The sequence below is a fragment of the Pseudomonas sp. Z003-0.4C(8344-21) genome, assembly GCF_900104975.1.
GTDB lineage: Bacteria > Pseudomonadota > Gammaproteobacteria > Pseudomonadales > Pseudomonadaceae > Aquipseudomonas > Aquipseudomonas granadensis.
This window is the reverse complement of sequence record NZ_LT629756.1, coordinates 1,387,475-1,411,179: the sequence shown is the minus strand read 5'-3', so window position 1 is coordinate 1,411,179 and position 23,705 is coordinate 1,387,475. Positions and strand designations below refer to the sequence as shown.

The 23,705-nt window shown below is 61.4% G+C and carries 20 protein-coding genes and 1 other RNA gene; 3 read left to right on the top strand and 18 right to left on the bottom strand.

The window, feature by feature from the left end; genetic code table 11:
* The first annotated feature begins 48 nt into the window (after positions 1-48).
* Positions 49-1,557: a sensor domain-containing diguanylate cyclase gene (locus tag BLU24_RS06605; protein WP_093098494.1), complete on the top strand. Its 1,509-nt coding sequence runs from the start codon at positions 49-51 to the stop codon at positions 1,555-1,557.
* A gap of 178 nt (positions 1,558-1,735) precedes the next feature.
* Here the strand turns inward: BLU24_RS06605 and lpxC are convergent, their stop codons facing one another.
* From lpxC to rsmI, 18 genes are all read right to left on the bottom strand, one after another.
* A complete protein-coding gene (gene lpxC / locus BLU24_RS06600) occupies positions 1,736-2,647 on the bottom strand; it encodes a UDP-3-O-acyl-N-acetylglucosamine deacetylase (protein ID WP_007916984.1) in 912 nt (303 codons plus the stop codon).
* A gap of 112 nt (positions 2,648-2,759) precedes the next feature.
* Positions 2,760-3,956: a cell division protein FtsZ gene (ftsZ, locus tag BLU24_RS06595; RefSeq protein ID WP_016986475.1), complete on the bottom strand. Its 1,197-nt coding sequence runs from the start codon at positions 3,954-3,956 to the stop codon at positions 2,760-2,762.
* Between the two features lie 103 nt (positions 3,957-4,059).
* Positions 4,060-5,319 carry a cell division protein FtsA gene (ftsA, locus tag BLU24_RS06590; protein ID WP_007916987.1) on the bottom strand — a complete coding sequence of 420 codons (1,260 nt, stop codon included), beginning with the start codon at positions 5,317-5,319 and terminating at the stop codon, positions 4,060-4,062.
* A 15-nt stretch (positions 5,320-5,334) separates the two neighbouring features.
* On the bottom strand, positions 5,335-6,201 hold the full coding sequence (locus tag BLU24_RS06585) for a cell division protein FtsQ/DivIB (RefSeq protein ID WP_093098491.1): 867 nt from the start codon (positions 6,199-6,201) through the stop codon (positions 5,335-5,337).
* A gap of 4 nt (positions 6,202-6,205) precedes the next feature.
* The gene (locus BLU24_RS06580) at positions 6,206-7,180 is read right to left on the bottom strand and encodes a D-alanine--D-alanine ligase (protein ID WP_090286112.1); all 975 of its coding nucleotides are present in this window, start codon (positions 7,178-7,180) and stop codon (positions 6,206-6,208) included.
* Positions 7,177-8,637 carry a UDP-N-acetylmuramate--L-alanine ligase gene (gene murC / locus BLU24_RS06575; RefSeq protein ID WP_090286114.1) on the bottom strand — a complete coding sequence of 487 codons (1,461 nt, stop codon included), beginning with the start codon at positions 8,635-8,637 and terminating at the stop codon, positions 7,177-7,179. The genes BLU24_RS06580 and murC overlap by 4 nt, the downstream gene beginning before the upstream one ends.
* The gene (gene murG / locus BLU24_RS06570; RefSeq protein WP_093098488.1) at positions 8,630-9,700 is read right to left on the bottom strand and encodes an undecaprenyldiphospho-muramoylpentapeptide beta-N-acetylglucosaminyltransferase; all 1,071 of its coding nucleotides are present in this window, start codon (positions 9,698-9,700) and stop codon (positions 8,630-8,632) included. Before murG ends, murC begins: the two co-directional genes overlap by 8 nt.
* A complete protein-coding gene (gene ftsW / locus BLU24_RS06565) occupies positions 9,690-10,907 on the bottom strand; it encodes a putative lipid II flippase FtsW (RefSeq protein ID WP_090286119.1) in 1,218 nt (405 codons plus the stop codon). The genes murG and ftsW overlap by 11 nt, the downstream gene beginning before the upstream one ends.
* On the bottom strand, positions 10,904-12,250 hold the full coding sequence (gene murD / locus BLU24_RS06560; protein ID WP_093098485.1) for a UDP-N-acetylmuramoyl-L-alanine--D-glutamate ligase: 1,347 nt from the start codon (positions 12,248-12,250) through the stop codon (positions 10,904-10,906). Before murD ends, ftsW begins: the two co-directional genes overlap by 4 nt.
* Positions 12,251-12,255: 5 nt before the next feature.
* Positions 12,256-13,338 carry a phospho-N-acetylmuramoyl-pentapeptide-transferase gene (gene mraY, locus BLU24_RS06555; protein ID WP_090286123.1) on the bottom strand — a complete coding sequence of 361 codons (1,083 nt, stop codon included), beginning with the start codon at positions 13,336-13,338 and terminating at the stop codon, positions 12,256-12,258.
* Positions 13,338-14,705, bottom strand: a complete 1,368-nt coding sequence (locus BLU24_RS06550) for a UDP-N-acetylmuramoyl-tripeptide--D-alanyl-D-alanine ligase (RefSeq protein ID WP_093098482.1) — start codon at positions 14,703-14,705, stop codon at positions 13,338-13,340. Before BLU24_RS06550 ends, mraY begins: the two co-directional genes overlap by 1 nt.
* Entirely contained in the window at positions 14,698-16,161 is a 1,464-nt protein-coding gene (locus BLU24_RS06545; protein ID WP_093098479.1) for a UDP-N-acetylmuramoyl-L-alanyl-D-glutamate--2,6-diaminopimelate ligase, read from the bottom strand. Before BLU24_RS06545 ends, BLU24_RS06550 begins: the two co-directional genes overlap by 8 nt.
* A complete protein-coding gene (locus BLU24_RS06540; protein ID WP_172833318.1) occupies positions 16,161-17,900 on the bottom strand; it encodes a peptidoglycan D,D-transpeptidase FtsI family protein in 1,740 nt (579 codons plus the stop codon). Before BLU24_RS06540 ends, BLU24_RS06545 begins: the two co-directional genes overlap by 1 nt.
* Positions 17,900-18,193, bottom strand: coding sequence for a cell division protein FtsL (gene ftsL, locus BLU24_RS06535; RefSeq protein ID WP_016773269.1), 294 nt, complete (start codon positions 18,191-18,193; stop codon positions 17,900-17,902). Before ftsL ends, BLU24_RS06540 begins: the two co-directional genes overlap by 1 nt.
* Positions 18,190-19,137, bottom strand: a complete 948-nt coding sequence (gene rsmH / locus BLU24_RS06530) for a 16S rRNA (cytosine(1402)-N(4))-methyltransferase RsmH (protein WP_418951622.1) — start codon at positions 19,135-19,137, stop codon at positions 18,190-18,192. Before rsmH ends, ftsL begins: the two co-directional genes overlap by 4 nt.
* Positions 19,134-19,589 carry a division/cell wall cluster transcriptional repressor MraZ gene (mraZ, locus tag BLU24_RS06525; RefSeq protein ID WP_090286131.1) on the bottom strand — a complete coding sequence of 152 codons (456 nt, stop codon included), beginning with the start codon at positions 19,587-19,589 and terminating at the stop codon, positions 19,134-19,136. The genes rsmH and mraZ overlap by 4 nt, the downstream gene beginning before the upstream one ends.
* Before the next feature lie 401 nt (positions 19,590-19,990).
* An RNA gene (gene rnpB / locus BLU24_RS06520) (RNase P RNA component class A) lies at positions 19,991-20,344 on the bottom strand.
* 73 nt (positions 20,345-20,417) lie between these two features.
* Complete coding sequence (gene rsmI, locus BLU24_RS06515) at positions 20,418-21,323, bottom strand: 16S rRNA (cytidine(1402)-2'-O)-methyltransferase (RefSeq protein ID WP_093098473.1); 906 nt, start codon at positions 21,321-21,323, stop codon at positions 20,418-20,420.
* 177 nt (positions 21,324-21,500) lie between these two features.
* On the opposite strand from rsmI, the gene BLU24_RS06510 reads away from it, so the two are divergent.
* Together BLU24_RS06510 and BLU24_RS06505 are read left to right on the top strand one after the other, a co-directional pair.
* Positions 21,501-23,312 (top strand): penicillin-binding protein activator, encoded by a 1,812-nt coding sequence (locus tag BLU24_RS06510; RefSeq protein WP_090286136.1) that lies wholly within the window; start codon positions 21,501-21,503, stop codon positions 23,310-23,312.
* The gene (locus tag BLU24_RS06505) at positions 23,312-23,674 is read left to right on the top strand and encodes a YraN family protein (RefSeq protein WP_090286138.1); all 363 of its coding nucleotides are present in this window, start codon (positions 23,312-23,314) and stop codon (positions 23,672-23,674) included. The genes BLU24_RS06510 and BLU24_RS06505 overlap by 1 nt, the downstream gene beginning before the upstream one ends.
* The last annotated feature ends 31 nt before the right edge of the window (positions 23,675-23,705 follow it).

Genomic DNA, 23,705 nt, shown 5'->3' with positions numbered 1-23,705 from the left:
GTGTGTGTTTAACTACGCTAAGAAGATCATCCCAACCGACAGTCCACCATGATCGTAAGCCGTACCCCGTCCACCACGGGCAAATCCAAACGCCCCGAGCGACTGCTGATCTGTGGCAGTCTGCTCAGCGTGATCGCGATTGTGTGCATCGTCACCTTCCTGCTCATCCGCGAGCACGCCAGCGCCCAGGAATCCGCCACTCGCAGCGCCACGACCATTGCGCAACTGATCGACGCCGATGTGCTGCGCACGGTCGAGCTGTATGACCTGACGCTGCAAGGCCTGATTGCCGCCGCGCAACGGGATGATCTGCAGAACGTCTCGCCGCAGATCCGTCATCTGGCGCTGTTCGATCGCTCGACCACGGCGCGCTACAAGGGCGATATCCTGCTGCTCGACAAGCTTGGCAATGTCGTCGCCGACTCTTCGCGGGTCGAGCCGAAGCCGGGCAATTTTGCCGACCGCGATTATTTCCTCGCCCACGCCTTCAACCGCGACATCGGCATGTTCATCAGCCGACCGTTCCAGACCCGTTGCGACTGCGATGAAGCCAATCAGTGGACGATCAGTTTCAGCCGCCGGATTTCCACGCAAACCGGCGAGTTTGCCGGCGTGGCCGTGGCGTCACTGAAGCTCGACTACTTCGATCAGTTGTTCAACAGCCTCGATATCGGTAAAGACAGCACGCTGAACATCATCAACAGCGATGGCGTGCTGCTCGCGCAGAAGCCTTATCTGCAGAGCGATTCGGTCGGCAAGAGCTTTGGCAACCGCCCCAATGTGGTGAAAATCCTCAGCGACAAGGATGGCAAAGGCAGTTTCACCAGCACCTCAAGCATGGATCAGCAGCAGCGCCTGTATACGTATTCGCGGGTCGGCAATCTGCCGCTGACGGTGATGGTCGCGCTGTCCAGCGACGAAGTGTTCGGCACCTGGCGGCGCACCGCACTGCTGATCAGCGGCGCCACCGGTGTGTTGTGCGTGGGGTTGCTCTGGCTGACCTGGCTGCTCGCCCGCGAGCTGCGCTTGCGCCAGCGTGCCGAGCGCGAACTGGCTCAACTGGCGGCCACCGACGATCTCACCGGCGTGGCCAACCGACGCATGCTTGATCAGACGCTGCGTCATGAATGGTTTCGCGCCCAGCGTTCGGGCCAGCCGTTGTCAGTGATGATGATCGATGCCGATCACTTCAAGGCGTTCAATGACCGCCACGGGCATCAGGCCGGGGATCAGGCACTGAAAACCCTGGCGCAGGTGATTGGCGAAAACGTGCGACGCCCGGCGGATCTCGTGGCGCGTTATGGCGGTGAGGAGTTTTCGGTGATTCTGGCCGAGACCGACAGCCAGGGCGCGCAACGGATTGCCGAGAAGATTCGCCAGGCAGTCGAGCAACTGCCGCTGGTGGACGGGGCTGAGCGGGCGATGACGGTGAGCATTGGCATTGCGACCTGGACGACGGCCAGCGAGATGACGCTGGAGCAGTTGCTGTTTGCGGCGGACAAGGCGTTGTATCAGGCCAAGGAAGGGGGGCGTAATCGGGTGGTGGTGGCTTCCTGACAGGTTCATTGGGGCCTCACCGGCCCTATCGCGAGCGGGCTCACTCCTACATTTGGAATGCATTCCCCTGTAGGAGTGAGCCTGCTCGCGATGAGGCCGGCCCAGGCAACACAAAAACCAAAGGCATAAAAAAAGGCCATCCAGGGATGGCCTTCAAAAAACTAGAGAGGTTTTTTACTTACACGGCCGCAACCGGGCGCATGTAAGAGATCGGTGCGGTGCTGGCGTCTTCGAACGTCACCACTTCCCAAGCGTCTGTCTGCTCAATCAACTTGCGCAGCAGCTGGTTGTTCAGTGCATGACCGGACTTGAAGCCTTTGAACTCACCAATCAGGCTGTTGCCCAGCAGGTACAGGTCGCCAATTGCATCGAGGATCTTGTGTTTAACGAATTCGTCTTCATAACGAAGACCGTCTTCGTTCAACACGCCATCGGCGTCGACCACGATTGCGTTTTCAACGCTGCCGCCGAGTGCGAGATTGTGCTTGCGCAGGTACTCGATGTCACTCATGAAACCAAAGGTACGCGCGCGGCTGACTTCTTTTACAAACGAAGTGCTGGAAAAGTCCACGCTTGCACTCTGGGTGCGGTCCCGGAAAACCGGGTGATCGAAATCGATCTCGAAGCTCACCTTGAACCCTTCGAAAGGCACGAAAGTGGCGCGCTTGTCGCCGTCTTCCACTGTCACTTCACGCAGGATGCGGATGAATTTCTTGGCGGCGTCCTGTTCTTCCAGGCCTGCCGATTGAATCAGGAATACGAAGGGTCCAGCGCTGCCATCCATGATCGGGACTTCGGACGCGGAGAGCTCGACGTAGGCGTTATCGATGCCCAGGCCAGCCATGGCCGAGAGCAAGTGCTCTACCGTGTCCACTTTGACGTCGCCATTGATCAGCGTCGTCGACATAGTGGTTTCACCGACGTTTTCCGCGCGGGCAGGAATCTGCACCACAGGGTCGAGGTCAGCGCGACAAAACACAATGCCAGTGTCGACAGGCGCAGGCTTGAGGGTCAGATAGACCTTCTCACCGGAGTGCAGGCCTACACCTGTGGCACGGATAATATTTTTCAGTGTGCGTTGTTTAATCATGGCTTGGGCCGCTTCAGCGCAAATTGCGAACTGGTATCAACAAAGGCTGGCGATGATAGCAGACCATGCCTTTGCTGAACACCAATCACCTTCATAGGCCTGATACATTCCATCAATCGGCCTGACGACGCAGGAATGCCGGGATGTCCAGGTAGTCCAGGTCATCTTGCGGATTCATCTTCGCGGCAGCCGCAGCACCGGCCTGAGCCTGGTTGCGCATGACGGTCGGACGGTCCAGATCACGGTAGTTCACCGCTGGCGCTTCCTGACGGGCCGGAGCCGGTTGTTGCACCTGCGCCGACGCCATGGAGGTGTGAACGGTGTTGTCGATGACCTTTACAGGCTTCTCGATTTTCGCGCCCAGACCGGTAGCAACCACGGTGACGTGCAGCTCGTCGCGCATGTCCGGATCGATAACGGTACCGACCTTGACCATGGCGTGCTCGGAAGCGAAGGCTTCGATGATGCTACCCACGTCGGAGTACTCACCCAGCGACAGGTCAGGACCGGCGGTGATGTTCACCAGAATGCCGCGTGCGCCCTGCAGGTTGACGTCTTCGAGCAGCGGGTTGCGGATTGCCGCTTCAGTGGCTTCACGTGCACGGTTCGGACCGCTGGCGCAGCCAGTGCCCATCATCGCCATGCCCATTTCGCTCATCACGGTACGCACGTCGGCGAAGTCGACGTTGATCATGCCCGGACGCTTGATGATGTCGGAGATACCGCGAACGGCACCGGCCAGTACATCGTCTGCCTTGGCGAAAGCCGACAGGAGGCTTGCGTCTTTACCGAGGATGGTCAGCAGTTTTTCGTTCGGAATGGTGATCAGCGAGTCGACGCTTTCCGAGAGCATGCGGATGCCTTCATCGGCGATCTGCATACGCTTGCGGCCTTCGAACGGGAACGGACGCGTCACGACCGCAACGGTCAGGATGCCCATTTCCTTGGCCACTTCGGCGATGATCGGCGCTGCACCGGTACCGGTACCGCCGCCCATGCCAGTGGTGATGAACACCATGTTGGTGCCCTGCAGCACTTCGGCAATGCGCTCGCGGTCTTCCAGAGCGGCCTGACGACCCACTTCAGGGTTGGCGCCCGCGCCCAGACCTTTGGTCACGCCGGTGCCCAGTTGCAGGATGGTCCGCGCGCCGATGTTTTTCAGCGCTTGAGCATCGGTGTTGGCGCAGATGAACTCAACGCCTTCGATGTTGCTCTTGACCATGTGATTGACAGCGTTGCCGCCGCCACCGCCGACACCGATAACCTTGATTACCGGGCTTGCGGGGATGTTGTCTACGAGTTCGAACATTTTCCCTCTCCTTACATTCTCTAGTTTTTTCGCCTACTGCTGTTTGTTGCGGTGTATCTACTGCAGTTGCTTGCCGCTTGAAGCTTGTCGCTTCAAGCTGCTTTTAAAAGTTGCCCTGAACCCACTTCTTCAAGCGGTCCAGCAACGGTGCCTGTGGCTCTTCGTTGCTGTAGCTGTCGCGGCTGCCGATGCCGGAGAACGACACCCCGTCGGACTGCTTTTGCAGGCCGTACATCAACAAGCCGACGCCAGTGGAATAGATCGGGTTGCGCACCACGTCATCCAGGCCTTTGACGCCATGCGGTACACCGAGGCGTACCGGCATGTGGAAGATTTCCTCGGCCAGTTCAGTGGCGCCTTCCATCTTCGACGTGCCACCGGTCAGCACGATGCCGGCCGGGATCAGGTCTTCGTAGCCGCTGCGACGCAGTTCGGCCTGGATCAACGTGAACAGTTCGTCGTAACGCGGCTCGACCACTTCGGCCAGGGCCTGACGCGACAGTTCGCGCGGTGGACGGTCGCCAACGCTTGGCACCTTGATGGTTTCGCCGGCGCCGGCCAGTTTGGCCAGGGCGCAGGCGTAACGGATCTTGATTTCTTCGGCGTACTGGGTCGGGGTGCGCAACGCCATGGCGATGTCGTTGGTCACCTGATCACCGGCAATCGGGATCACCGCGGTATGGCGGATCGCGCCTTCGGTGAAGATCGCGATGTCGGTGGTACCGCCGCCGATGTCGACCAGGCACACGCCCAGTTCTTTCTCGTCGTCGGTCAGCACCGAGTAGGCCGAGGCCAGTTGCTCGAGGATGATGTCGTCGATTTCCAGACCGCAGCGACGCACGCATTTTTCAATGTTCTGCGCGGCGTTGACGGCACAGGTGACCACGTGAACCTTGGCTTCCAGACGTACGCCGGACATGCCCAGTGGCTCGCGCACGCCTTCCTGGTTATCGATCACGTAATCCTGCGGCAGGGTGTGCAGCACGCGCTGGTCAGCCGGGATCGCCACGGCCTGAGCGGCATCCAGTACACGCTCGAGGTCCGCCGAGCTGACTTCACGATCACGGATCGCAACGATGCCGTGGGAATTCAGGCTACGGATGTGATTGCCGGCCACGCCGACAAATGCCGAGTGAATGCGGCAGCCGGCCATCAGCTGGGCTTCTTCGATCGCGCGCTGAATCGACTGCACGGTGGACTCGATGTTGACCACCACGCCCTTCTTCAGGCCACGGGACGGATGGGTACCGATCCCGACGATTTCCAGCGAGCCGTCGTCGGAGACCTCGCCGACCAGCGCCACCACCTTGGAGGTGCCGATATCGAGACCGACGATCATTTTGCCGCTTTGCACGTTTGCCATGGGTCCTGCCTCTTCTTAATTCTTTGCGACAGCGGGTTGGGCTGTCGTCGGCGCTACGGGTTCCCGCCAGCCAACAGCGAGGCCGTTGGCGTAGCGCAGATCGATGCGCGCAATGTTCGTAATCTGCTCTTTCAGCGTCTTGTCATAGATGGCGATGAAGCGGCGCATCTTTTCCACCAGATTGCCGCGTCCCAGCAGCAACTCGATGCCGGGGCCGGAACTGCCGGCACCGGTGGTCAGGAACCAGCTGCCGCGTTCACGCAATTCCAGGCGTGCAATCGAAAAACCCAGCGGGCGCAACATCTGGCTCAACACCTGGTACTGCTGCATCACTTGCTGCTGCGCCCGTTGTGGGCCGAACAGTTGCGGCAGGTGTTCGTAGTTCGCCAGCTCCTTGGGCGTGAACGCCTGGCCCTGGTTGTTGAGTAACGACTCGTCACCCCAACGCGCGACCGGCAGTTGCTCTTCGAGGCGGATCACCACTTGATCCGGCCACACGCGACGCACTTCGGCGTGGGCGATCCATGGCATCTGCTCAAGCTCGGTGCGCATCCCGGCCAGATCGATGGTGAAGAAGCTCGACGCCACGAATGGCGCGATGCGCTGCTGCACCGCCTGCTGGCTGATGTAGCTCAGGTCGCCCTGCACCGCGATCTTGCTGATCGGCCGGTCGGCGTACGGCAGCAGACGCTGCGCGCCTTCGTACGTACCGAAGCCCAGCGCCACCAGCAGCACCGGCCAGAACAGGCTTTTCAGAAAGTCGAAATTGGCTTTCGGCAGGCGCGCGGACATCGGCTCTTTCGCCACCATTCGGCTGGCGCCACGCGGCACCGGCTTGCGGCCGGGTGCGGGGGGCTGATGTCGCAGATGAGCGCCTTGCATGGTCTTAACCTCGCGCCTCTTTATTGCCGGCGTCTTCAACGCTGGCCGCCAGAATGGCCAGTACCAGTTGCTGGAAATCCAGACCGGCGGCACGCGCCGCCATCGGCACCAGACTGTGATCGGTCATGCCCGGTGCGGTATTCACTTCGAGGAACCAGAACTGCCCGTCGGCATCCTGCATCACATCCGCCCGGCCCCAACCGGCAATACCCAGCGCCTCACAGGCCTTGGCCGTGAGATCCATGAGTTCCTGCTCTTTGGCGGCATCCAGCCCGCACGGAATGCGGTACTGGGTATCGTTGGCGATGTACTTGGCGTCGTAGTCGTAGAACGAGTGCGGTGTCCCCAGGGCGATAGGAGGCAACACCTGGTCACGCAGAGTGGCGATGGTGAACTCCGGACCTTGAATCCATTGCTCGACCAACACTTGTGAATCGTAGGTACTGGCCGCTTTCCATGCGTCGATCAACTCGGACGCAGAACTCACTTTGGCCATCCCGATACTTGAACCTTCATGCGCCGGTTTGACGATCAAAGGGAAGCCCAGTTCCGTCGCTGCCGAAATACAATCGGCTTCGCTGCACAGCACGGCGTGACGCGGCGTCGGAATGCCGAGGCTGTGCCAGACCTGCTTGGTGCGCAGTTTGTCCATGGCCAGTGCCGAGGCCAGAATGCCACTGCCGGTGTACGGAATGCCCGCGCATTCGAGCAGGCCTTGCATGCTGCCGTCTTCGCCGCCGCGACCGTGAAGAATGATGAACGCACGGTCGATCTTTTCGCTGAGCAGACGCTGCAGGAAGTCGTCGCCGACATCGATGCCGAACGCGTCCACGCCAGCGCTTTGCAGCGCCTCGAGCACGGCGTTACCGGATTTCAACGAAACCTCACGCTCGGCACTCAGGCCGCCGAAGAGCACGGCGACGCGGCCGAAGTCTTTCGGCGCGATGGTGGAAAACAGCTTGGCGTAGGCAGCAGTCATTTCAACTTCCCCTCGACCGACGCCGCCACGGCGCCAGCGAACAATTCACTTTTCAACAGCTTCGGCGCGAGCCCGCCGATATCACCGGCGCCCTGGCACAGCAGGATGTCGCCGGCACGCAGCAGCGGCTTGACCAGCGGCGCGAGGTCGACGCCACGCTCGATGTAGATCGGGTCGAGCTGGCCGCGCTGACGGATGCTGTTGCACAGCTTGCGGCTGTCGGCGCCGGGGATCGGCTCTTCGCCGGCCGGATAGACTTCCATCAGCAGCAGCACGTTGGCGTCGGCCAGTACATTGACGAAGTCGTCGTACAGATCGCGGGTGCGGCTGTAACGGTGCGGCTGATACACCATCACCAGACGGCGCTCCGGCCAGCCACCGCGCACGGCTTTGATCACCGCCGCGACTTCGGTCGGGTGATGGCCGTAGTCGTCAACCAGCATCACGTTGCCGCCGTCGACCGGCAGTTCGCCGTAGACCTGGAAGCGTCGACCCACGCCCTGGAAACCCGAGAGCCCCTGTACGATGGCTTCATCGCTGACGCCCTCGTCGGTGGCAATACAAATGGTCGCCAGCGAGTTGAGCACGTTGTGGTTGCCGGGCATGTTCACCGACACTTCCAGCGGCTCGCGATCCGGGCGCAGCACGGTGAAGAACGTCTGCATGCCTTGCTGGCGAACATTGATCGCGCGCACGTCGGCGTCTTCGCTGAAGCCATAGGTCACGGTCGGACGCTTGACCAGCGGCAGGATTTCACGCACCACCGGATCGTCCAGGCACATCACCGCCAGCCCGTAGAACGGCAGGTTGTGCAGGAATTCGACGAAGGTTTTCTTCAGTTTGTTGAAGTCGCCGTCGTAGGTCGCCATGTGATCGGCGTCGATGTTGGTGACCACGGCCACCAGCGGCTGCAAATGCAGGAAGCTCGCATCGCTCTCGTCGGCTTCGGCGATCAGGTAACGGCTGGTGCCGAGCTGGGCATTGGTGCCCGCGGCATTCAACCGGCCACCGATTACAAAGGTCGGATCGAGGCCACCGGCAGCAAACACCGAAGCGATCAGGCTGGTAGTCGTGGTTTTACCGTGGGTACCGGCGACGGCGATGCCGTGGCGATAGCGCATCAGCTCGGCGAGCATTTCCGCACGCGGTACCACCGGGATGCGGCGCTCAAGCGCGGTCGCGACTTCCGGGTTGGAGGTGTTCACCGCGCTCGACACTACCAGCACATCAGCGGCCGCAGCGTTCTCGGCACGGTGACCAATGAAGATCTGCGCGCCGAAGGATTCCAGGCGCTCGGTGACCGGCGAGGCTTTCAGGTCGGAACCGGAGACTTGATAGCCCAGGTTCAACAGCACTTCGGCGATACCGCACATACCCACGCCGCCGATACCGACGAAGTGGATGCGGCGGATGCGGCGCATTTCCGGTTGTGGCATGGCTTTCTGATTCTCAACCATGGGCCACCTCCAGACAGGTATCGACCACGCTACGGGTGGCATCGGGTTTGGCCAGACGGCGGGCCGCTTGGGCCATTGCTTCGAGTCGTTGCGGTTGCATCAAGACCTCTGTCAGGCGCGCGGCAAGGTCCGCGGCGCCAGTCGTTCTTTGCGGCATCAGGAAGGCAGCGCCTTCGCGAGCCAAATAATCGGCGTTGCGGGTCTGGTGATCGTCGATCGCGTGGGGCAAAGGCACCAGCATCGAGGGCAGACCGGCGGCCGCCAGCTCACTGATGGTCAACGCGCCTGCGCGGCATACCACCAGGTCAGCCCAGCCATAGGCTTGGGCCATGTCTTTGATGAACGGCTGCACCTGCGCTTCCACACCGGCGGTGCGGTAGCGCTCGGCAGTCACTTCATCGTGATTTTTGCCGGCCTGATGAAACACTTCCGGGCGCAAATCGGCAGCGACCTGGGCCAGGGCTTCAGGCAGCAATTTGTTCAACGGTTCTGCGCCCAGGCTACCGCCAAGGATCAGCAAACGCGCTTTGCGGCCGGCCAGAGCAGGACGCGAGGTGTCGAGGAACAGCTCGCTGCGCACCGGATTACCGGTGGTACGGCGGCTGTCCGACAGAGTAAAGGTGTCGGGGAACGCTTCACACACTCGGGCGGCGAACGGCACCAGCAACCGATTGGCGGTGCCGGCGACGGCGTTCTGCTCGTGAACGATCACCGGCACGCCGGCCAGTTTCGCGGCGAGGCCGCCGGGCCCGGTCACATAACCACCGAAGCCGACCACACACACCGGCTTCAGGCGACGCATGATTGCCCGTGCCTGCCACACCGATTTCAGCAACATCAACGGTGCCTTGAGCAACGACAGTTTGCCCTTGCCGCGCAGGCCGCTGGCGTTGATCCGGTGCAACTCGAGACCCGCCGCCGGGACCAGTTCGTTTTCGATGCCGCGTGGTGTGCCGAGCCAGTGCACGGTGTAGCCGCGCGCCTGAAACTCGCGGGCACAGGCCAGCGCCGGGAACACGTGGCCGCCGGTACCGCCGGCCATGATCAATACGTTAGCGCCCATGAGTCGGCTCCTCGGCGAAGTCGCTTTCATGGAATTCCATCTCTTCGCTGCCCAGGTGGGTTCGACTCTCCCACTCGATGCGCAGCAACAAGCCCAGACAGGCGCAGCAGATCACCAGCGAACTACCGCCGTAACTGAGGAACGGCAAGGTCAGACCCTTGGTCGGCAGCAGGCCGACGTTCACACCGATGTTGATCAGGAACTGACCAATCCACAGGAACGACAGACCGTAAGCCACATAAGCGGCGAAGAACTGCTTGGCCTTCTCGGCCCACAAGCCGATGTACATGCCGCGAACACACACGAACACGAACAGCGCGACGGTGCACAGCGAACCGACCGCGCCGAGCTCTTCGGCGAGTACCGAGAACACGAAGTCGGTGTGCGCTTCCGGCAGGTAGAACTGCTTTTGCACGCTGTTGCCCAGGCCCACGCCTAGCCATTCACCGCGACCAAACGCGATCAACGCTTGCGACAGTTGATAACCGGCGCCGAACTGATCGGCCCACGGGTCGGCGAAGTTGGTCAGACGTGCCATCCGGTAGGGCTGCATCTGAATCAGCAAGACCACGGCACCGACCGCCAGCACCACCATCAGCGAGAAACGGAACAGCCCGACCCCGCCTAAAAACAGCATCGCCGCCGCCGCGCCCATCATCACCACGGTGGCGCCGAAGTCCGGCTCCATCAGCAGCAGACCGGCCATCGGCAGCAGCACGATGAACGGCTTGAAGAAGCCCATCCAGCTCTCGCGCACTTCTTTCTGGCGACGCACCAGATAACCGGCGAGGTAGATCACCACAAACACCTTGGCGATTTCCGAGGGCTGCACGTTGAAGAAGCTGAAACCGATCCAGCGCATCGAACCGTTCACTTCGCGGCCGATGCCGGGGATGATCACCATCACCAGCAAACCGAACGCGCCGATCAGCATCATCCAGCCGAGGCGTTGCCAGGTGGCGATCGGGATCATCATGGTGACGATGCACGCGCCCAAACCCAGCACCACATAAATAAGGTGGCGAATCATGTAATACAGCGGACTGCCCGACTGCGCCGCTGCCACTTCGGTGGATGCCGAGGCAATCATGATCAAACCGAGACCGAGCAGCGCCAGACACCCGGCGAGCATCGGGAAATCGAGGTCGATGCCACGCCCGGTGATCAACGGCGACGGGTACGGTTTGATGATGTTTCTAAGGTTCATGCCAGTTCCTCCACGGCGCGGACGAACTGGTGACCACGGTCTTCGTAATGCTTGAACATGTCGAAACTGGCGCAGGCCGGCGACAGCAGCACCACATCGCCCGGTTGCGCGACGGCACGGCATTGCGCGACAGCATCGACCAGCGAGGTCGCACGAATCAGAGGCACGGCATCGCCGAGCGCTTCGCCGATCTTGTCCGAGTCGCGGCCCATCAGGACCACGGCGCGGCAGTTGGCCGCGACCGGAGCACGCAGGTCATTGAACTCGGCGCCCTTGCCATCGCCGCCGGCGATCAGAATGACCTTGCCGTCGATGTCCGCGCCCAGGCCTTCAATCGCGGCCAGTGCGGCGCCAACGTTGGTGGCTTTGGAATCGTTGTAGTAGGCAACGCCATCCAGGTCACGCACCCACCGGCAGCGGTGTTCGAGCCCGGTGAAGTTGCGCAGGGCCGACAGCATGGCGTCGAACGGCAGACCGACCGCATGGCCGAGCGCCAGCGCCGCTAGGGCGTTGGACTGGTTATGCGCACCGCGCACCTTCAGTTCACGCACCGGCAGCAGATTCTGGAATTCGAAAGCCAGGTATTTCTCGCCGCCCTCTTCACGCAGACCGAATGCCTTGAAATCCGGCTTGTTCAGACCGAAGGTCCAGCACGGCTGGCCCTCGCCGATCAAAGGACGGCTCAGCGCATCCTGACGGTTGACCACGAACTGCTTCGCGCCACGGAAGATCCGGTGCTTGGCCAGGTGATACGCCGGCAGACCGCTGTAGCGATCCATATGGTCTTCGCTGATGTTCAGCACGGTGGCGACTTCAGCGTTGAGCTGGTCGGTGGTTTCCAGTTGAAAACTCGACAGTTCCATCACGTACAGCTCGATGTCGTCGCTGAGCAGATCCAGCGCCGGCGTGCCGAGGTTGCCACCGACGGCGACGCGTTTGCCGGCCGCAGCGGCCATCTCGCCGACCAGTGTGGTGACGGTGCTTTTCGCGTTGGAACCGGTAATCGCGACGATCGGCGCCCGCGCGTTACGCGCGAACAACTCGATGTCGCCGGACATTTTCACGCCACGCGCCGCAGCGGCTTGCAGGGCCGGAGTCGCCAGCGCCAGGCCGGGGCTCACGTAGAGCTCGTCGGCACGGCAGAGGAATTCCACGTCCAGCTCGCCACAACGCACTTCCACGTGCGGATAGTCACGCTTGAGCGTGGCCAGTTCCGGTGGATTGTCCCGCGTGTCGGCCACGGCAAACGCCACGCCCCGGTTCGCCAGGAAGCGAACCAGGGACATGCCGCTCTTGCCGAGGCCGACAACGATGCGGAAGTGGTCAGAAGCGATCAGAGACACTCGTTCTACCTCAGCTTCAGGGTGGCAAGGCCAACCAGCACGAGAATCACGGTGATGATCCAGAAACGGACGATCACGCGCGGCTCGGGCCAGCCCTTGAGTTCAAAGTGGTGATGGATCGGTGCCATGCGGAACACACGGCGACCGGTGAGCTTAAAGGACGCAACCTGAATGACCACTGACAGGGTTTCCATCACGAACACGCCGCCCATGATGAACAGGACGATTTCCTGACGGACGATTACCGCAATGGTGCCTAGTGCCGCGCCGAGTGCCAGGGCGCCAACGTCGCCCATGAACACTTGCGCCGGATAGGTGTTGAACCACAGGAAGCCGAGGCCGGCGCCAATCAGCGCGCCACAGAATACGATCAGCTCGCCCGCGCCCGGTACGTAAGGGATCAGCAGGTACTCAGCGAATTTCACGTTACCCGACAGGTAGCAGAAAATCCCCAGACCGCCGCCGACCATCACCGTCGGCATGATCGCCAGACCGTCGAGGCCGTCAGTCAGGTTGACCGCGTTGCTCGAGCCGACGATCACGAAATAGGTCAGCACGATGAAACCGGCGCCCAACGGAATGCTGTAGTCCTTGAGCATCGGCAGGATCAGCGTGGTTTCCACCGGGGTGGACGCGGTCATATAAAGGAAGATCGCCGCACCGAGGCCGAACACCGACTGCCAGAAATACTTCCAGCGGCTCGGCAGGCCACGCGAGTTCTTCTCGATGACTTTGCGGTAATCGTCGACCCAGCCGATGGCGCCGAACAGCAGGGTCACCAGCAACACCACCCAGACGTAACGGTTGCTGAGGTCGGCCCAGAGCAAGGTGCTGACACCGATCGACGACAGGATCAGCGCGCCGCCCATGGTCGGCGTACCGGATTTTGACAGGTGCGATTGCGGGCCGTCATTACGCACGGACTGGCCGATCTGACGGTTCTGCAGGGTGCGGATCATCCACGGGCCATAGCACAGCGACAAGACCAGCGCGGTCAGCACACCGAGAATCCCGCGCAGGGTCAGGTACTGAAAGACCGCGAAGCCTTTGTAGAACTGTTGCAGATACTCCGCTAGCAGCAGCAGCATTAATGTTTCTCCAGACTGGGCCCGCACAGAGCCGCAACGATGTTTTCCATCGCTGCACTGCGCGAACCCTTGATCAAAATGGTGGTGTTTGTGTCCTGCTCGGCGTCGAGGGCCTGGATCAGTTCGGCTTGCGTGCCGAAGTGATGCGCCTGTTCACCGAAAGCGTTCACGGCGTGGACCATGTTCGGCCCGACAGCGTAAAGCGCGGAAACCTTGCCTCGGGCGTACTCGCCCACGTCGCGGTGCCCCTGCTCCGCCCACTCGCCCAACTCGCCGATATCCCCGAGCACCAGGACGGTGCGGCCGGAAAAGCCGGCGAGTATATCAACGGCGGCGCACATCGAGGTGGGGTTTGCGTTGTAAGTGTCGTCAATCACGCGCATGCCGTTTTTCGCCAGTTGCGCGACGGTGCGGCCCTTGACCGGCTGCACGGCGCCAAGCCCGGTGGCGATGCCGAACAGCGACACGCCCAAGGCGTGGGCGGCAGCGGCGGCGGCCATGGCATTGGCGACGTTATGGGTGCCGAGCAGGTTCAACTGCACACGTTCGCTGCCTTCCGGTGTGTGCAGATTGAACGCCGGGCAGCCGCGCGCATCGGTGTTCAAGTCGCTGGCGTAGAAGTCCGCCTGAACGTTGCTCAGAGCGAAGGTCAGCACTTTGCGAGCGCCTGCACGGGTCTGCCAGATGCCAAAAGCCTTGTCATCGAGATTGAGCACGGCGACGCCATCAGCGGCGAGGCCGTCGATGATTTCGCCTTTGGCTTCGACGATTTTTTCCGGCCCGCCGAACTCGCCAACGTGGGCGGTACCGGCGTTATTGAGGATCGCGACGTGCGGCTTGGTCAGGCCCACGGTGTAGGCGATTTCGCCGAGACGCGAGGCCCCCAGTTCGATCACCGCCGAAGTGTGCTCCGGGGCGAGTTCGAGCAGGGTCAGCGGCGCGCCGAGGTCATTGTTCAGATTGCCACGGGTGGCCAGCACCGGACCGCGGGTGCGCAGGATGCTCGCGAGCATTTCCTTGACCGTGGTCTTGCCGCTGGAACCGGTCACCGCTGCCACAGGCTGAGTAAAGGCGGCACGGTTCAACGCGCCCAACTGGCCCAGCGCCTGACGGCTGTCCTTGACCAGCAATTGCGGCAGCGTGCTGTCGGCGACTTCACGCTCGACCAGTGCAGCAACGGCGCCTTTGCCAGCGACGTCGTTCAGATAATCATGACCGTCGAAACGCGGACCGGTCAGGGCGACAAACAATTGGCCTGGCTGGATCGCGCGGCTGTCGATGCTGACGCCATTGAAGCTGGCATCGCTGCCGATCAGACGGGCGTCGAGGGCGTTGGTCAGCTCGCTGAGTGTCAGGGCCTTAAGCATGGGCCACCTCCCACGCGGTCAGGGCATGATCGGCCTCGACCAGATCGGAGAAGGCATGGCGCACGCCGTTGATTTCCTGGTAGTCCTCGTGACCTTTGCCCGCGAGAACAATCACGTCGTCAGCCGTCGCGTCGGCAATCAATTGCGCAATGGCCTGGCCACGGCCGGCGACGAAGGTGACTTTATCCACAGCAGTGAAACCGGCGCGGATGTCATCAAAGATCACGGCCGGGTCTTCGCTGCGCGGGTTGTCATCTGTGACCAATACTTTGTCCGCCAAACGCTCGACCACTTCGGCCATCAACGGACGCTTGCCGCGATCACGATCACCGCCGCAGCCGAACAGGCACAGCAACTGACCTTTGACGTGCGGGCGCAGTGCGCTCAGGACTTTTTCCAGCGCATCCGGGGTGTGGGCGTAATCGACCACCACTAGCGGTTGTGTGCCGCCACCCAGACGCTGCATGCGCCCGGCCGGACCTTCGAGTTTCGGCAGCACTTTGAGAATTTCGTCGAGCGCGTAATCCAGACCGAGCAAGGCGCCGACCGCCGCCAGTACATTGCTCAGGTTGAAACGCCCGAGCAGTGTGCTGCGCAGGTGATGTTCGCCCTGCGGCGTGACCAGGGTGGCGCGCACGCCGTGATCGTCGAACTGCGCTTCGCGGCAAAACAGGTAAGCGCTGCTGTCGAGCAGGCTGTAGGTGATCAAGCGCGATTCGCGTTTTTCCGCCGCCAGTTGCCGACCGAAATCATCATCGAGGTTGACCACACGGCATTTCAGGTCATTCCAGGCGAACAACCTCGCCTTGGCCTCGGCATACGCCTGCATGGTGCCGTGATAATCCAGATGGTCGCGGGACAGATTGGTCATCACCGCCACGTCAAACGCCAGCGCGCTCACGCGGCCCTGATCCAGACCATGGGACGACACTTCCATGGCCACGGCTTTGGCGCCGGCCTTTTTCAGGTCGCCCAAGGTTGCCTGCACGGCGATCGGATTCGGCGTGGTATGCAGACCGCTTTCCAGCGCGCCATAGAAGCCGGAACCCAGGGTGCCGACGATGCCGCAATGCTGGCCGAGCAGATCCAGCGCCTGCGCGACCAATTGGGTCACGCTGGTCTTGCCGTTGGTACCGGTCACACCGATCAGATTCAGGTGATGGCTCGGCTCGCCATAAAAGCGCCCGGCGATGTCCGACAACTGCGCCGCCAGGCCCTTGACTGGAATCAGCGGCACATCGGTGATCGGCAGCACGGTGGCGCCTTCTACTTCATACGCCACGGCCGCGGCGCCGCGTTGCAGGGCATCGGCGATGTGCGCACGGCCGTCGAATTTGCCGCCGGGCACAGCGAGAAACAGATCGCCGGCGCGCACGTTGCGGCTGTCCAGCGCCAATTCACGGATCAACAGATCGTGGCCGGCGTGGGGGAATATCTTGTTCAGACTCAATGACATCAGCCGCGCCCTCCATTGGCTTTCAGCGGAATGACCGGGGTAGCGTTGGCCTGTTGCGTGGTCGGCAGGTTATCCGGGGTCACGTTCATCAGGCGCAGGGTGCCGGACATCACACGGCTGAACACCGGCGCCGACACCAGACCACCGAAGTAACCGGCCTTGGTCGGTTCGTCGATCACGACGACGATGGCGTAACGCGGATCGCTCATCGGACCGAAACCGGCGAACAGCGAACGGTAGGAATTTTCCGCGTAGCCTTTGGTGCCGACCGAGGTTTTACGCGCCGTACCCGACTTGCCGCCGACGTGGTAAGCCGGCACTTGCGCACGGAACACACCGCGCGGCGCTTCGATCACTTGCTGCAACATGCCCTGCATGGTTTTCGCCACGGCTTCGGGCAGCACTTGCGTGGTCTGCGGCATCTTGTCGGTTTTGATCAGGGTCAGCGGCGCCAGACGACCGTTGTTGGCCAACGCCGAGAATGCGTGCACCAGCTGGATTGCGGTCACGGAAATACCGTAGCCGTAAGACAAGGTTGCAGTTTCGGCCTTGCGCCATTCTCGGTAATTCGGCAGATTGCCGACACGTTCGCCGGGGAAGCCCAGGCCGGTGTCCTGGCCGAGGCCGACTTTTTGCGCGAGGCGGAAAATCGTTTCGCCGCCGATGTCGAAGGCGACCTTGCTCATGCCGACGTTACTGGAATTGATCAGAATCCCGGTCAGGTCGAGCACCGGACCTTCGCTCTTGGACACGTCTTTAATGGTGTATTTGCCGATCTGCAACGAGCCCGGATACACCTCGACGGTGTCGCTCGGTTTCCAGCGACCGGTTTCGATCGCCGCACTCATCGAGATGGCTTTCATGGTCGAACCCGGCTCGAACACGTCGATCATCGCGCGGTTGCGCATCATCGCCGGTTGCAGGTTTCGACGGTTGTTCGGGTTGTAGGTCGGCTGGTTGACCATGGCGAGAATCTCACCGGTCTTCACATCCATGATCACCAGACTGCCGGCCTTGGCGCCGTTCTCGATGATCGCGTTGCGCAGCTCGCGGTTGGCCAGGTATTGCAAACGCAGGTCAATCGACAACGCCAAGGGCTTGCCGGCCTTGGCGTTTTTGGTGACCTGGACATCCTTGATCAGCCGCCCGCGGCGATCCTTGATCACTTGTCGTTTGCCCGGGACCCCGGCCAGCCATTCGTCATAGGCCAGCTCGACACCTTCGCGGCCGTGATCGTCGATATCGGTAAAGCCGACCATGTGCGCGGTGACTTCGCCGGCCGGGTAGAAGCGGCGGAATTCTTCGATGCCGTAAACGCCCGGCACTTTCAGGTCGAGCACAGCCTGGCCCTGCTCGGGGGTCAAGCCGCGCACCAGGTAAATGAATTCTTTATTGGCCTGGGCTTCGAGGCGTTCGGCCAGGGCTTTCGGGTCCTGACCCAGCGCGGCGGCAAGTGCCGGCCACTTTTCTTTGTCCGACTGCATTTCCTTGGCGTTGGCCCACAGCGTGGTCACCGGGGTACTCACGGCCAGAGGTTCGCCATTACGGTCGGTGATCAGGCCACGGTGCGCAGGAATCGGGATGTGCCGCAGACTGCGCGCGTCGCCCTGCCCCTTGAGGAAGTCACGATCGACCACTTGCAGGTCGATGATCCGCCAGCAGATCGCCGCAACCATCAGGCCGAGCAGCGCCACCATCAGGCGGAAGCGCCACGGGAACAGTGCGCCTTCGAGCTTCATCATGGCGCCACCATCTTCACGTCAGCCGCGCCGGGAATGTGCATTTTCAATTGTTCGGTGGCCAGCACTTCGATGCGGCTGTGCGCAGTCCAGGTGCTCTGCTCGAGAATCAGCCGGCCCCACTCGGCCTGCGCCTTGTCGCGCACGCTGAGTTCGTTATAAAGGGTGTTGAGCAACTGACGGTTCCAGTGCGCGCTGTACGACACGGCAATCGCCGAAAAAAGCACGCCGATAAACAGCAGCAGCATCAGAAAGCTGCCGCCAGGCAATGGCTTGGCGAAAAGCTTGCTCACCGCAACTTCTCCGCGACACGCATGACCGCGCTACGGGAACGTGGGTTGGCTTTGAGTTCGGCGTCGGAGGCCGTCTGCGCTTTGCCGTGGATTTTGATTTTCGGTTCGAAGGCAACGTGGCGCACTGGCAGGTTACGCGGCAGATTGTCGGCCTCGCCCTTGACCAGTTTGCGCATGAACAGTTTGACGATGCGATCTTCCAGCGAATGGAAGCTGATCACCACCAGACGACCGCCGACTTCCAGCGCATCCAGAGCGGCTTCGAGGCCGGCTTCAAGATCACCCAATTCGTTATTGACGTGAATGCGCAAACCCTGGAATGCGCGGGTGGCCGGGTTCTTGCCCTTTTCCCACGCCGGGTTGGCGACTTTCAGTACTTCAGCCAGATCGGCGGTGCGCTCGAACGGCTTGATATCGCGACGCTCGACCACGGCACGGGCCATGCGCCCGGAAAAACGCTCTTCGCCGTATTCCTTGAACACCCGGGCGATTTCTTCAGCCGGCGCGGTGTTGACGAACTCGGCCGCGCTGATGCCACGGGACGGGTCCATGCGCATGTCCAGCGGGCCGTCGTTGAGGAAACTGAAACCGCGCTCGGCATCATCGAGCTGCGGCGACGACACACCGAGGTCGAGCAGAATACCGCTGACCTTGCCGGCCAGACCCTGTTCGGCAACCACCGAACCGAGCTCGGCAAAGCTGCGCTGCACAACGACAAAGCGGCCGTCTTCGGCCGCTAGCGTTTGCCCGGTGGCAATCGCTTGAGGATCCTTGTCGAATCCGATGAGCCGACCGTCCGTGCCGAGCTGGCTCAGGATCAACCGGCTGTGCCCGCCGCGCCCGAACGTGCCGTCCAGATAGCAGCCATCAGGACGTACGGCGAGAGCCTCGACGGCTTCGTCAAGCAGTACGGTGATGTGGTTAAAGCCGCTATCAATAGTCACAGGATCAAATCACGCAGTTCATCAGGCATCGCGCCCGGTTGTTGAATAGCAGCAAGGTCAGCGGCAGACACCGCGTTCCATGCATCCTCGTCCCACAATTGGAACTTGTTCAGTTGGCCCACCAGCATCGCGCGCTTATCCAGCCTGGCGTACTCGCGCAGACGCGGTGGAACCAGAAAACGACCACTGCCATCGAGCTCGAGGTCGACGGCGTTACCAATCAGCAAACGTTGCAGGCGACGGTTCTCTTCGCGAAGCGAAGGGAGCGCGCGCAACTTGGTTTCAATGATTTCCCATTCGTCGAGCGGGTAGACACACAAGCACGGGTCGACAGCATCAATGGTCACGATCAATTGACCGGAACTGCGCGAATCGAGCTCGTCACGGTACCGGCTCGGCATGGCGAGACGGCCCTTTGCATCGAGACTGATAGCGTTAGCTCCGCGAAACACGTCTGCGTTTCTCCAATTTTTATCGTTTTGAGCTCAAAAAACCCACTTCATGCCACTTTCCGCCACTTGTGCACACTATAGGAATGCGCCCACCACACCGTCAAGGCGCGGATTAAAGGAAAACCCTTACAGAACGGAGATTTAGCAGCTTAAAAGGAAGCACAACGAGAATCTGACGGGGGCTTTTGACCAATAACCTGATGCAGCACTGAAAGCTGCGCTCGGAAGTTAAAGTAGTTTGTTAAGAGTAAGATTTTTTTGGTATTACAAATGCGCTTCTGCTGTTGATTGAAGCGAGGTGGGAAATGGCTATTACCGCGTTTGCCGCTGCCGGATTTTCAGCCCAAGCCTGCTGATATTACACAGCCCTGTTGCCATTGATTCAAGCAGGGAAAGAAAAGGTGGAGAGTCGATCTGTAAGCCGGGTTCTGTCTTGAACAGTCATTCGTCTACGATGGCCATCACTGGACATCTTTAGCAACCTACCCGGTCCCAGCGCGGGCCACGCCTTGGGACCCTATTTGGTCTTGCTCCAAGTGGGGTTTACCTAGCCACGAACTGTTGCCAGACGTGCGGTGCGCTCTTACCGCACCTTTTCACCCTTACCGGCGCTTGCGCGCTTAGGCGGTTATTTTCTGTGGCACTTTCCGTAGGCTCACGCCTCCCAGGCATTACCTGGCACTTCGCCCTATGGAGCCCGGACTTTCCTCCCCCCCCTAATTCTCATAGAGGGCAGCGACTGTCCGATCGACTCTCCGCCGCGAAGGTTAACGGCAGAGCGGCGGAAGAACAAGCGCTAAAACCCGCAAGACCGCTATGGGCGACGGCTTACACGCCCTTCTGCTTATCCAGCGCAACCTGATAAAGCACGTTTTTGCGCTCTCCGGTGATCTGTGCGGCAAGCGCAGCGGCGCGTTTGAGCGGCATTTCCTCAAGCAGCAGATCGAGGATGCGCATCGCCTCGCTGCTGACCGCGTCTTCGGATTCCGGCGCGGTCCAACCCGCCACCAGCACCACGCATTCACCTCGCTGCTGATTGCTGTCCGATTCGACGAATGCGCGCAGCTCGGCCAGCGGCAAGCCCTTGAGTGTTTCGAAGGTCTTGGTGATCTCCCGGGCCAGCAAGGCCTGACGCTCGCCGCCGAACACTTCTTCCATGTCCTGCAGACACTCAAGAATGCGATGCGGGGCTTCGTAGAAGATCAAAGTGCGCGGCTCTTCCTTGACGGCTTCGAGACGAGCCTTGCGCCCCACCGACCTGGCCGGCAGAAAGCCTTCGAAGATAAACCGGTCGGACGGCAGACCGGCCGCCGACAGCGCCGCGATCAATGCACAGGCGCCTGGCACCGGCACCACATTAATGCCCGCCGCTCGCGCCTGACGCACCAGGTGGTAACCCGGATCGGAGATCAGCGGCGTGCCGGCATCGGAGATCAGCGCCACGTTGTCACCGGCCAGCAGACGGGTGATAAAGCGGCTACCTTCATCCCGTTCGTTGTGTTCGTGACAGGCCGCCAGTGGCGTACCGATCCCGAAGTGCTGCATCAGCCGCGCCGAGTGCCGAGTGTCTTCGGCGGCAATCAGTGCCACTTCACGGAGGATTTTCAGGGCCCGGGCACTGATGTCGTCCAGGTTGCCGATGGGCGTCGCCACCACATAAAGCGAGCCAGCAGCGGAATTCAGGGAACCTGGAGCAGTCAAAGCGCACACCTCGTGATCGGTAAAAGCGGCCATTGTAGCGCGTCACGAGGCTTGCGACGTGCTCGCGCCGAGCGCGGTTTTTCGCACAGTTGTGGGCCGCCGCAACATTTACTCCTGCTAAATTGCCCGTTTCACGCCAGTAACATCGCGCCCCGGCCAGTGCTTGGGTACAATTCCACGCTAATTTGATCGAGTATCAGGAACACTTACATGATCGCTTGCCTGCGGCTGTTCACTGCCCTCTGCCTCGCTGCCTTGTTGGCGGCTTGCGCCAGCTCCCCTTCCTCCAGCCTTGGCGAACTTCCACGGACTCCGGATGCCAGCATCGAGCAACTGCTCGAACAGGCGACCCAGGCTAAAACCCCGGAAAAAGCCGCTCTGTTGCGCTTGAGCGCCGCCGACCTTGCCTATCGTCAGGGCAATGCCGGCCAGTCCGCGCAAATCCTGCAACAAGTGCCGGTCGAGCAACTCAAGCCTGGCCAGCAGATTTTCGCCAACACCCTCTCTGCCGAACTGGCCATGACCCGCAACCAGCCGAAAGCTGCGCTGACTGCCCTGAGCCATCCAAGCCTGCAGAAACTTGGCGAAATGCCGGAAGAGCAGCAAGTACGCACCGGCACTGTTCACGCCCGCGCTCTTGAAGCCGATGGCCAGACCCTGGCCGCCGCACGTGAACGAGTGTTCATCGCGCCGATGCTCGAAGGTGAAGCCGCGAGCAAGAACCACGAAGCGATCTGGACCCTGATCGGCTCGCTGCCGGCCGACCAACTGCAAGCCAACAGCACCGACGACCTCGGCGGCTGGATGGCTTTGGCCCTGGCGGTAAAAACCGCTGGCACGCTGGAACAGCAGCAGGCGGCGATCGACAATTGGCGCACACAGAACCCCAAGCACCCGGCCGCAATCAACCTGCCGCTGCCGCTGACCAAACTCAAGGAACTGGCCAGCCAGCCTCTGAGCAAGATCGCCCTGCTGTTGCCGCAGGATGGCCAACTGGCCGCGGTCGGCAAAGCCTTGCGTGAAGGCTTCATGGCGGCGCACTACCAGGCACAACAAGCCGGGCAAAAACCGCCAGCCATCGAGTTCTACGACAGCTCCAGGCTGACCTCGATGGACGAGTTCTACCGCAAGGCCCAGGCTGACGGCGTGCAACTGGTGGTCGGCCCGCTGGAAAAGCCGCTGGTCAAGCAACTGAGCACCCGCCCGCAACTGCCGATCACGACCCTTGCGCTGAACTACAGCGAAGGCGATCAGGGTCCGGCGCAACTGTTCCAGTTCGGTCTGGCTGCCGAAGACGAAGCCCGCGAAGTGTCGCGCCGCGCCCGTGCCGATGGCCTGCACCGCGCCGCAATCATGGTGCCGAAAGGCGAATGGGGCGACCGCGTATTGCGTGCGTTCAGCCAGGACTGGCAAGCCAACGGCGGCAGCATCGTCGCCACCGAGCGTGTTGATCAGCCGGTGCAACTGGCCCAGCAGATCGCCGACATGTTCCAGCTGCGCCAGAGTGAAGCCCGCGCCAAGAGCCTGCAGAATGCGGCTGGCACCAACGTCGCCGCGCAGCCTTCGCGTCGCCAGGACATCGAATTCATCTTCCTTGCCGCCACGCCACAACAGGCGCAGCAGATCAAGCCGACCCTGAACTTCCAGTACGCCGGTGACGTTCCGGTCTACGCGACCTCGCACGTGTACAGCGCCAGCGGTGACATCAACCAGTACAACGACATGAACGGCATTCGCTTCTGCGAAACCCCATGGTTGCTGGACACCAGCGATCCGCTGCGTCAGCAAGTGGTTGCCCAGTGGCCGCAAGCCGCCGGCAGCCTCGGCCGTCTGTACGCAATGGGCGTGGACGCCTATCGCCTGGCACCGCGTCTGGGCCAGCTCAAAGCCCTGCCGGACAGCCGCATCGACGGTGAATCGGGCAGCCTCGGCATGACCCAGACCCAACGCGTCGTCCGTCAGTTGCCTTGGGCACAATTCGTCAGCGGCCAGGTGCAGCGCCTGCCGGACACCCCACGCTGATGCCCGACAGGTCACGCTCGCAAAGCGGCAAGGATGCCGAGCGCCAGGCGCTCGAACATCTGCAAAATCAAGGTCTGCGCCTGCTGGCGCAGAACTGGCTCTGCAAACGCGGCGAGCTTGATCTGGTCATGCTTGATGGCGATACAGTAGTATTCGTCGAAGTTCGTTATAGAAAGAACACTCAATGGGGTGGCGCGCTTGCCAGCATCGATGCGCGCAAGCAGCAGAAACTGATTTTTGCCGCGCAGTATTTTCTTCAGCGTGAATCGCGCTGGGCCAATTCCCCCTGCCGCTTCGACGTGGTGGCAATCGACAGCCACCCGGATCAGCTGAACTGGTTGCAGAATGCTTTCGACAGTTGATCGCCGGCGTTGCGACCCGGACAATTCCACC

What these genes read in the sequence shown, in the direction of transcription:
- BLU24_RS06605 (WP_093098494.1), top strand. Translation starts at nt 49, where the DNA reads ATGATCGTAAGCCGTACCCCGTCCACCACGGGCAAATCCAAACGCCCC.
- lpxC (WP_007916984.1), bottom strand. Translation starts at nt 2,647, where the DNA reads ATGATTAAACAACGCACACTGAAAAATATTATCCGTGCCACAGGTGTA.
- ftsZ (WP_016986475.1), bottom strand. Translation starts at nt 3,956, where the DNA reads ATGTTCGAACTCGTAGACAACATCCCCGCAAGCCCGGTAATCAAGGTT.
- ftsA (WP_007916987.1), bottom strand. Translation starts at nt 5,319, where the DNA reads ATGGCAAACGTGCAAAGCGGCAAAATGATCGTCGGTCTCGATATCGGC.
- BLU24_RS06585 (WP_093098491.1), bottom strand. Translation starts at nt 6,201, where the DNA reads ATGCAAGGCGCTCATCTGCGACATCAGCCCCCCGCACCCGGCCGCAAG.
- BLU24_RS06580 (WP_090286112.1), bottom strand. Translation starts at nt 7,180, where the DNA reads ATGACTGCTGCCTACGCCAAGCTGTTTTCCACCATCGCGCCGAAAGAC.
- murC (WP_090286114.1), bottom strand. Translation starts at nt 8,637, where the DNA reads ATGGTTGAGAATCAGAAAGCCATGCCACAACCGGAAATGCGCCGCATC.
- murG (WP_093098488.1), bottom strand. Translation starts at nt 9,700, where the DNA reads ATGGGCGCTAACGTATTGATCATGGCCGGCGGTACCGGCGGCCACGTG.
- ftsW (WP_090286119.1), bottom strand. Translation starts at nt 10,907, where the DNA reads ATGAACCTTAGAAACATCATCAAACCGTACCCGTCGCCGTTGATCACC.
- mraY (WP_090286123.1), bottom strand. Translation starts at nt 13,338, where the DNA reads ATGCTGCTGCTGCTAGCGGAGTATCTGCAACAGTTCTACAAAGGCTTC.
- BLU24_RS06550 (WP_093098482.1), bottom strand. Translation starts at nt 14,705, where the DNA reads ATGCTTAAGGCCCTGACACTCAGCGAGCTGACCAACGCCCTCGACGCC.
- BLU24_RS06545 (WP_093098479.1), bottom strand. Translation starts at nt 16,161, where the DNA reads ATGTCATTGAGTCTGAACAAGATATTCCCCCACGCCGGCCACGATCTG.
- BLU24_RS06540 (WP_172833318.1), bottom strand. Translation starts at nt 17,900, where the DNA reads ATGAAGCTCGAAGGCGCACTGTTCCCGTGGCGCTTCCGCCTGATGGTG.
- rsmI (WP_093098473.1), bottom strand. Translation starts at nt 21,323, where the DNA reads ATGGCCGCTTTTACCGATCACGAGGTGTGCGCTTTGACTGCTCCAGGT.
- BLU24_RS06510 (WP_090286136.1), top strand. Translation starts at nt 21,501, where the DNA reads ATGATCGCTTGCCTGCGGCTGTTCACTGCCCTCTGCCTCGCTGCCTTG.
- BLU24_RS06505 (WP_090286138.1), top strand. Translation starts at nt 23,312, where the DNA reads ATGCCCGACAGGTCACGCTCGCAAAGCGGCAAGGATGCCGAGCGCCAG.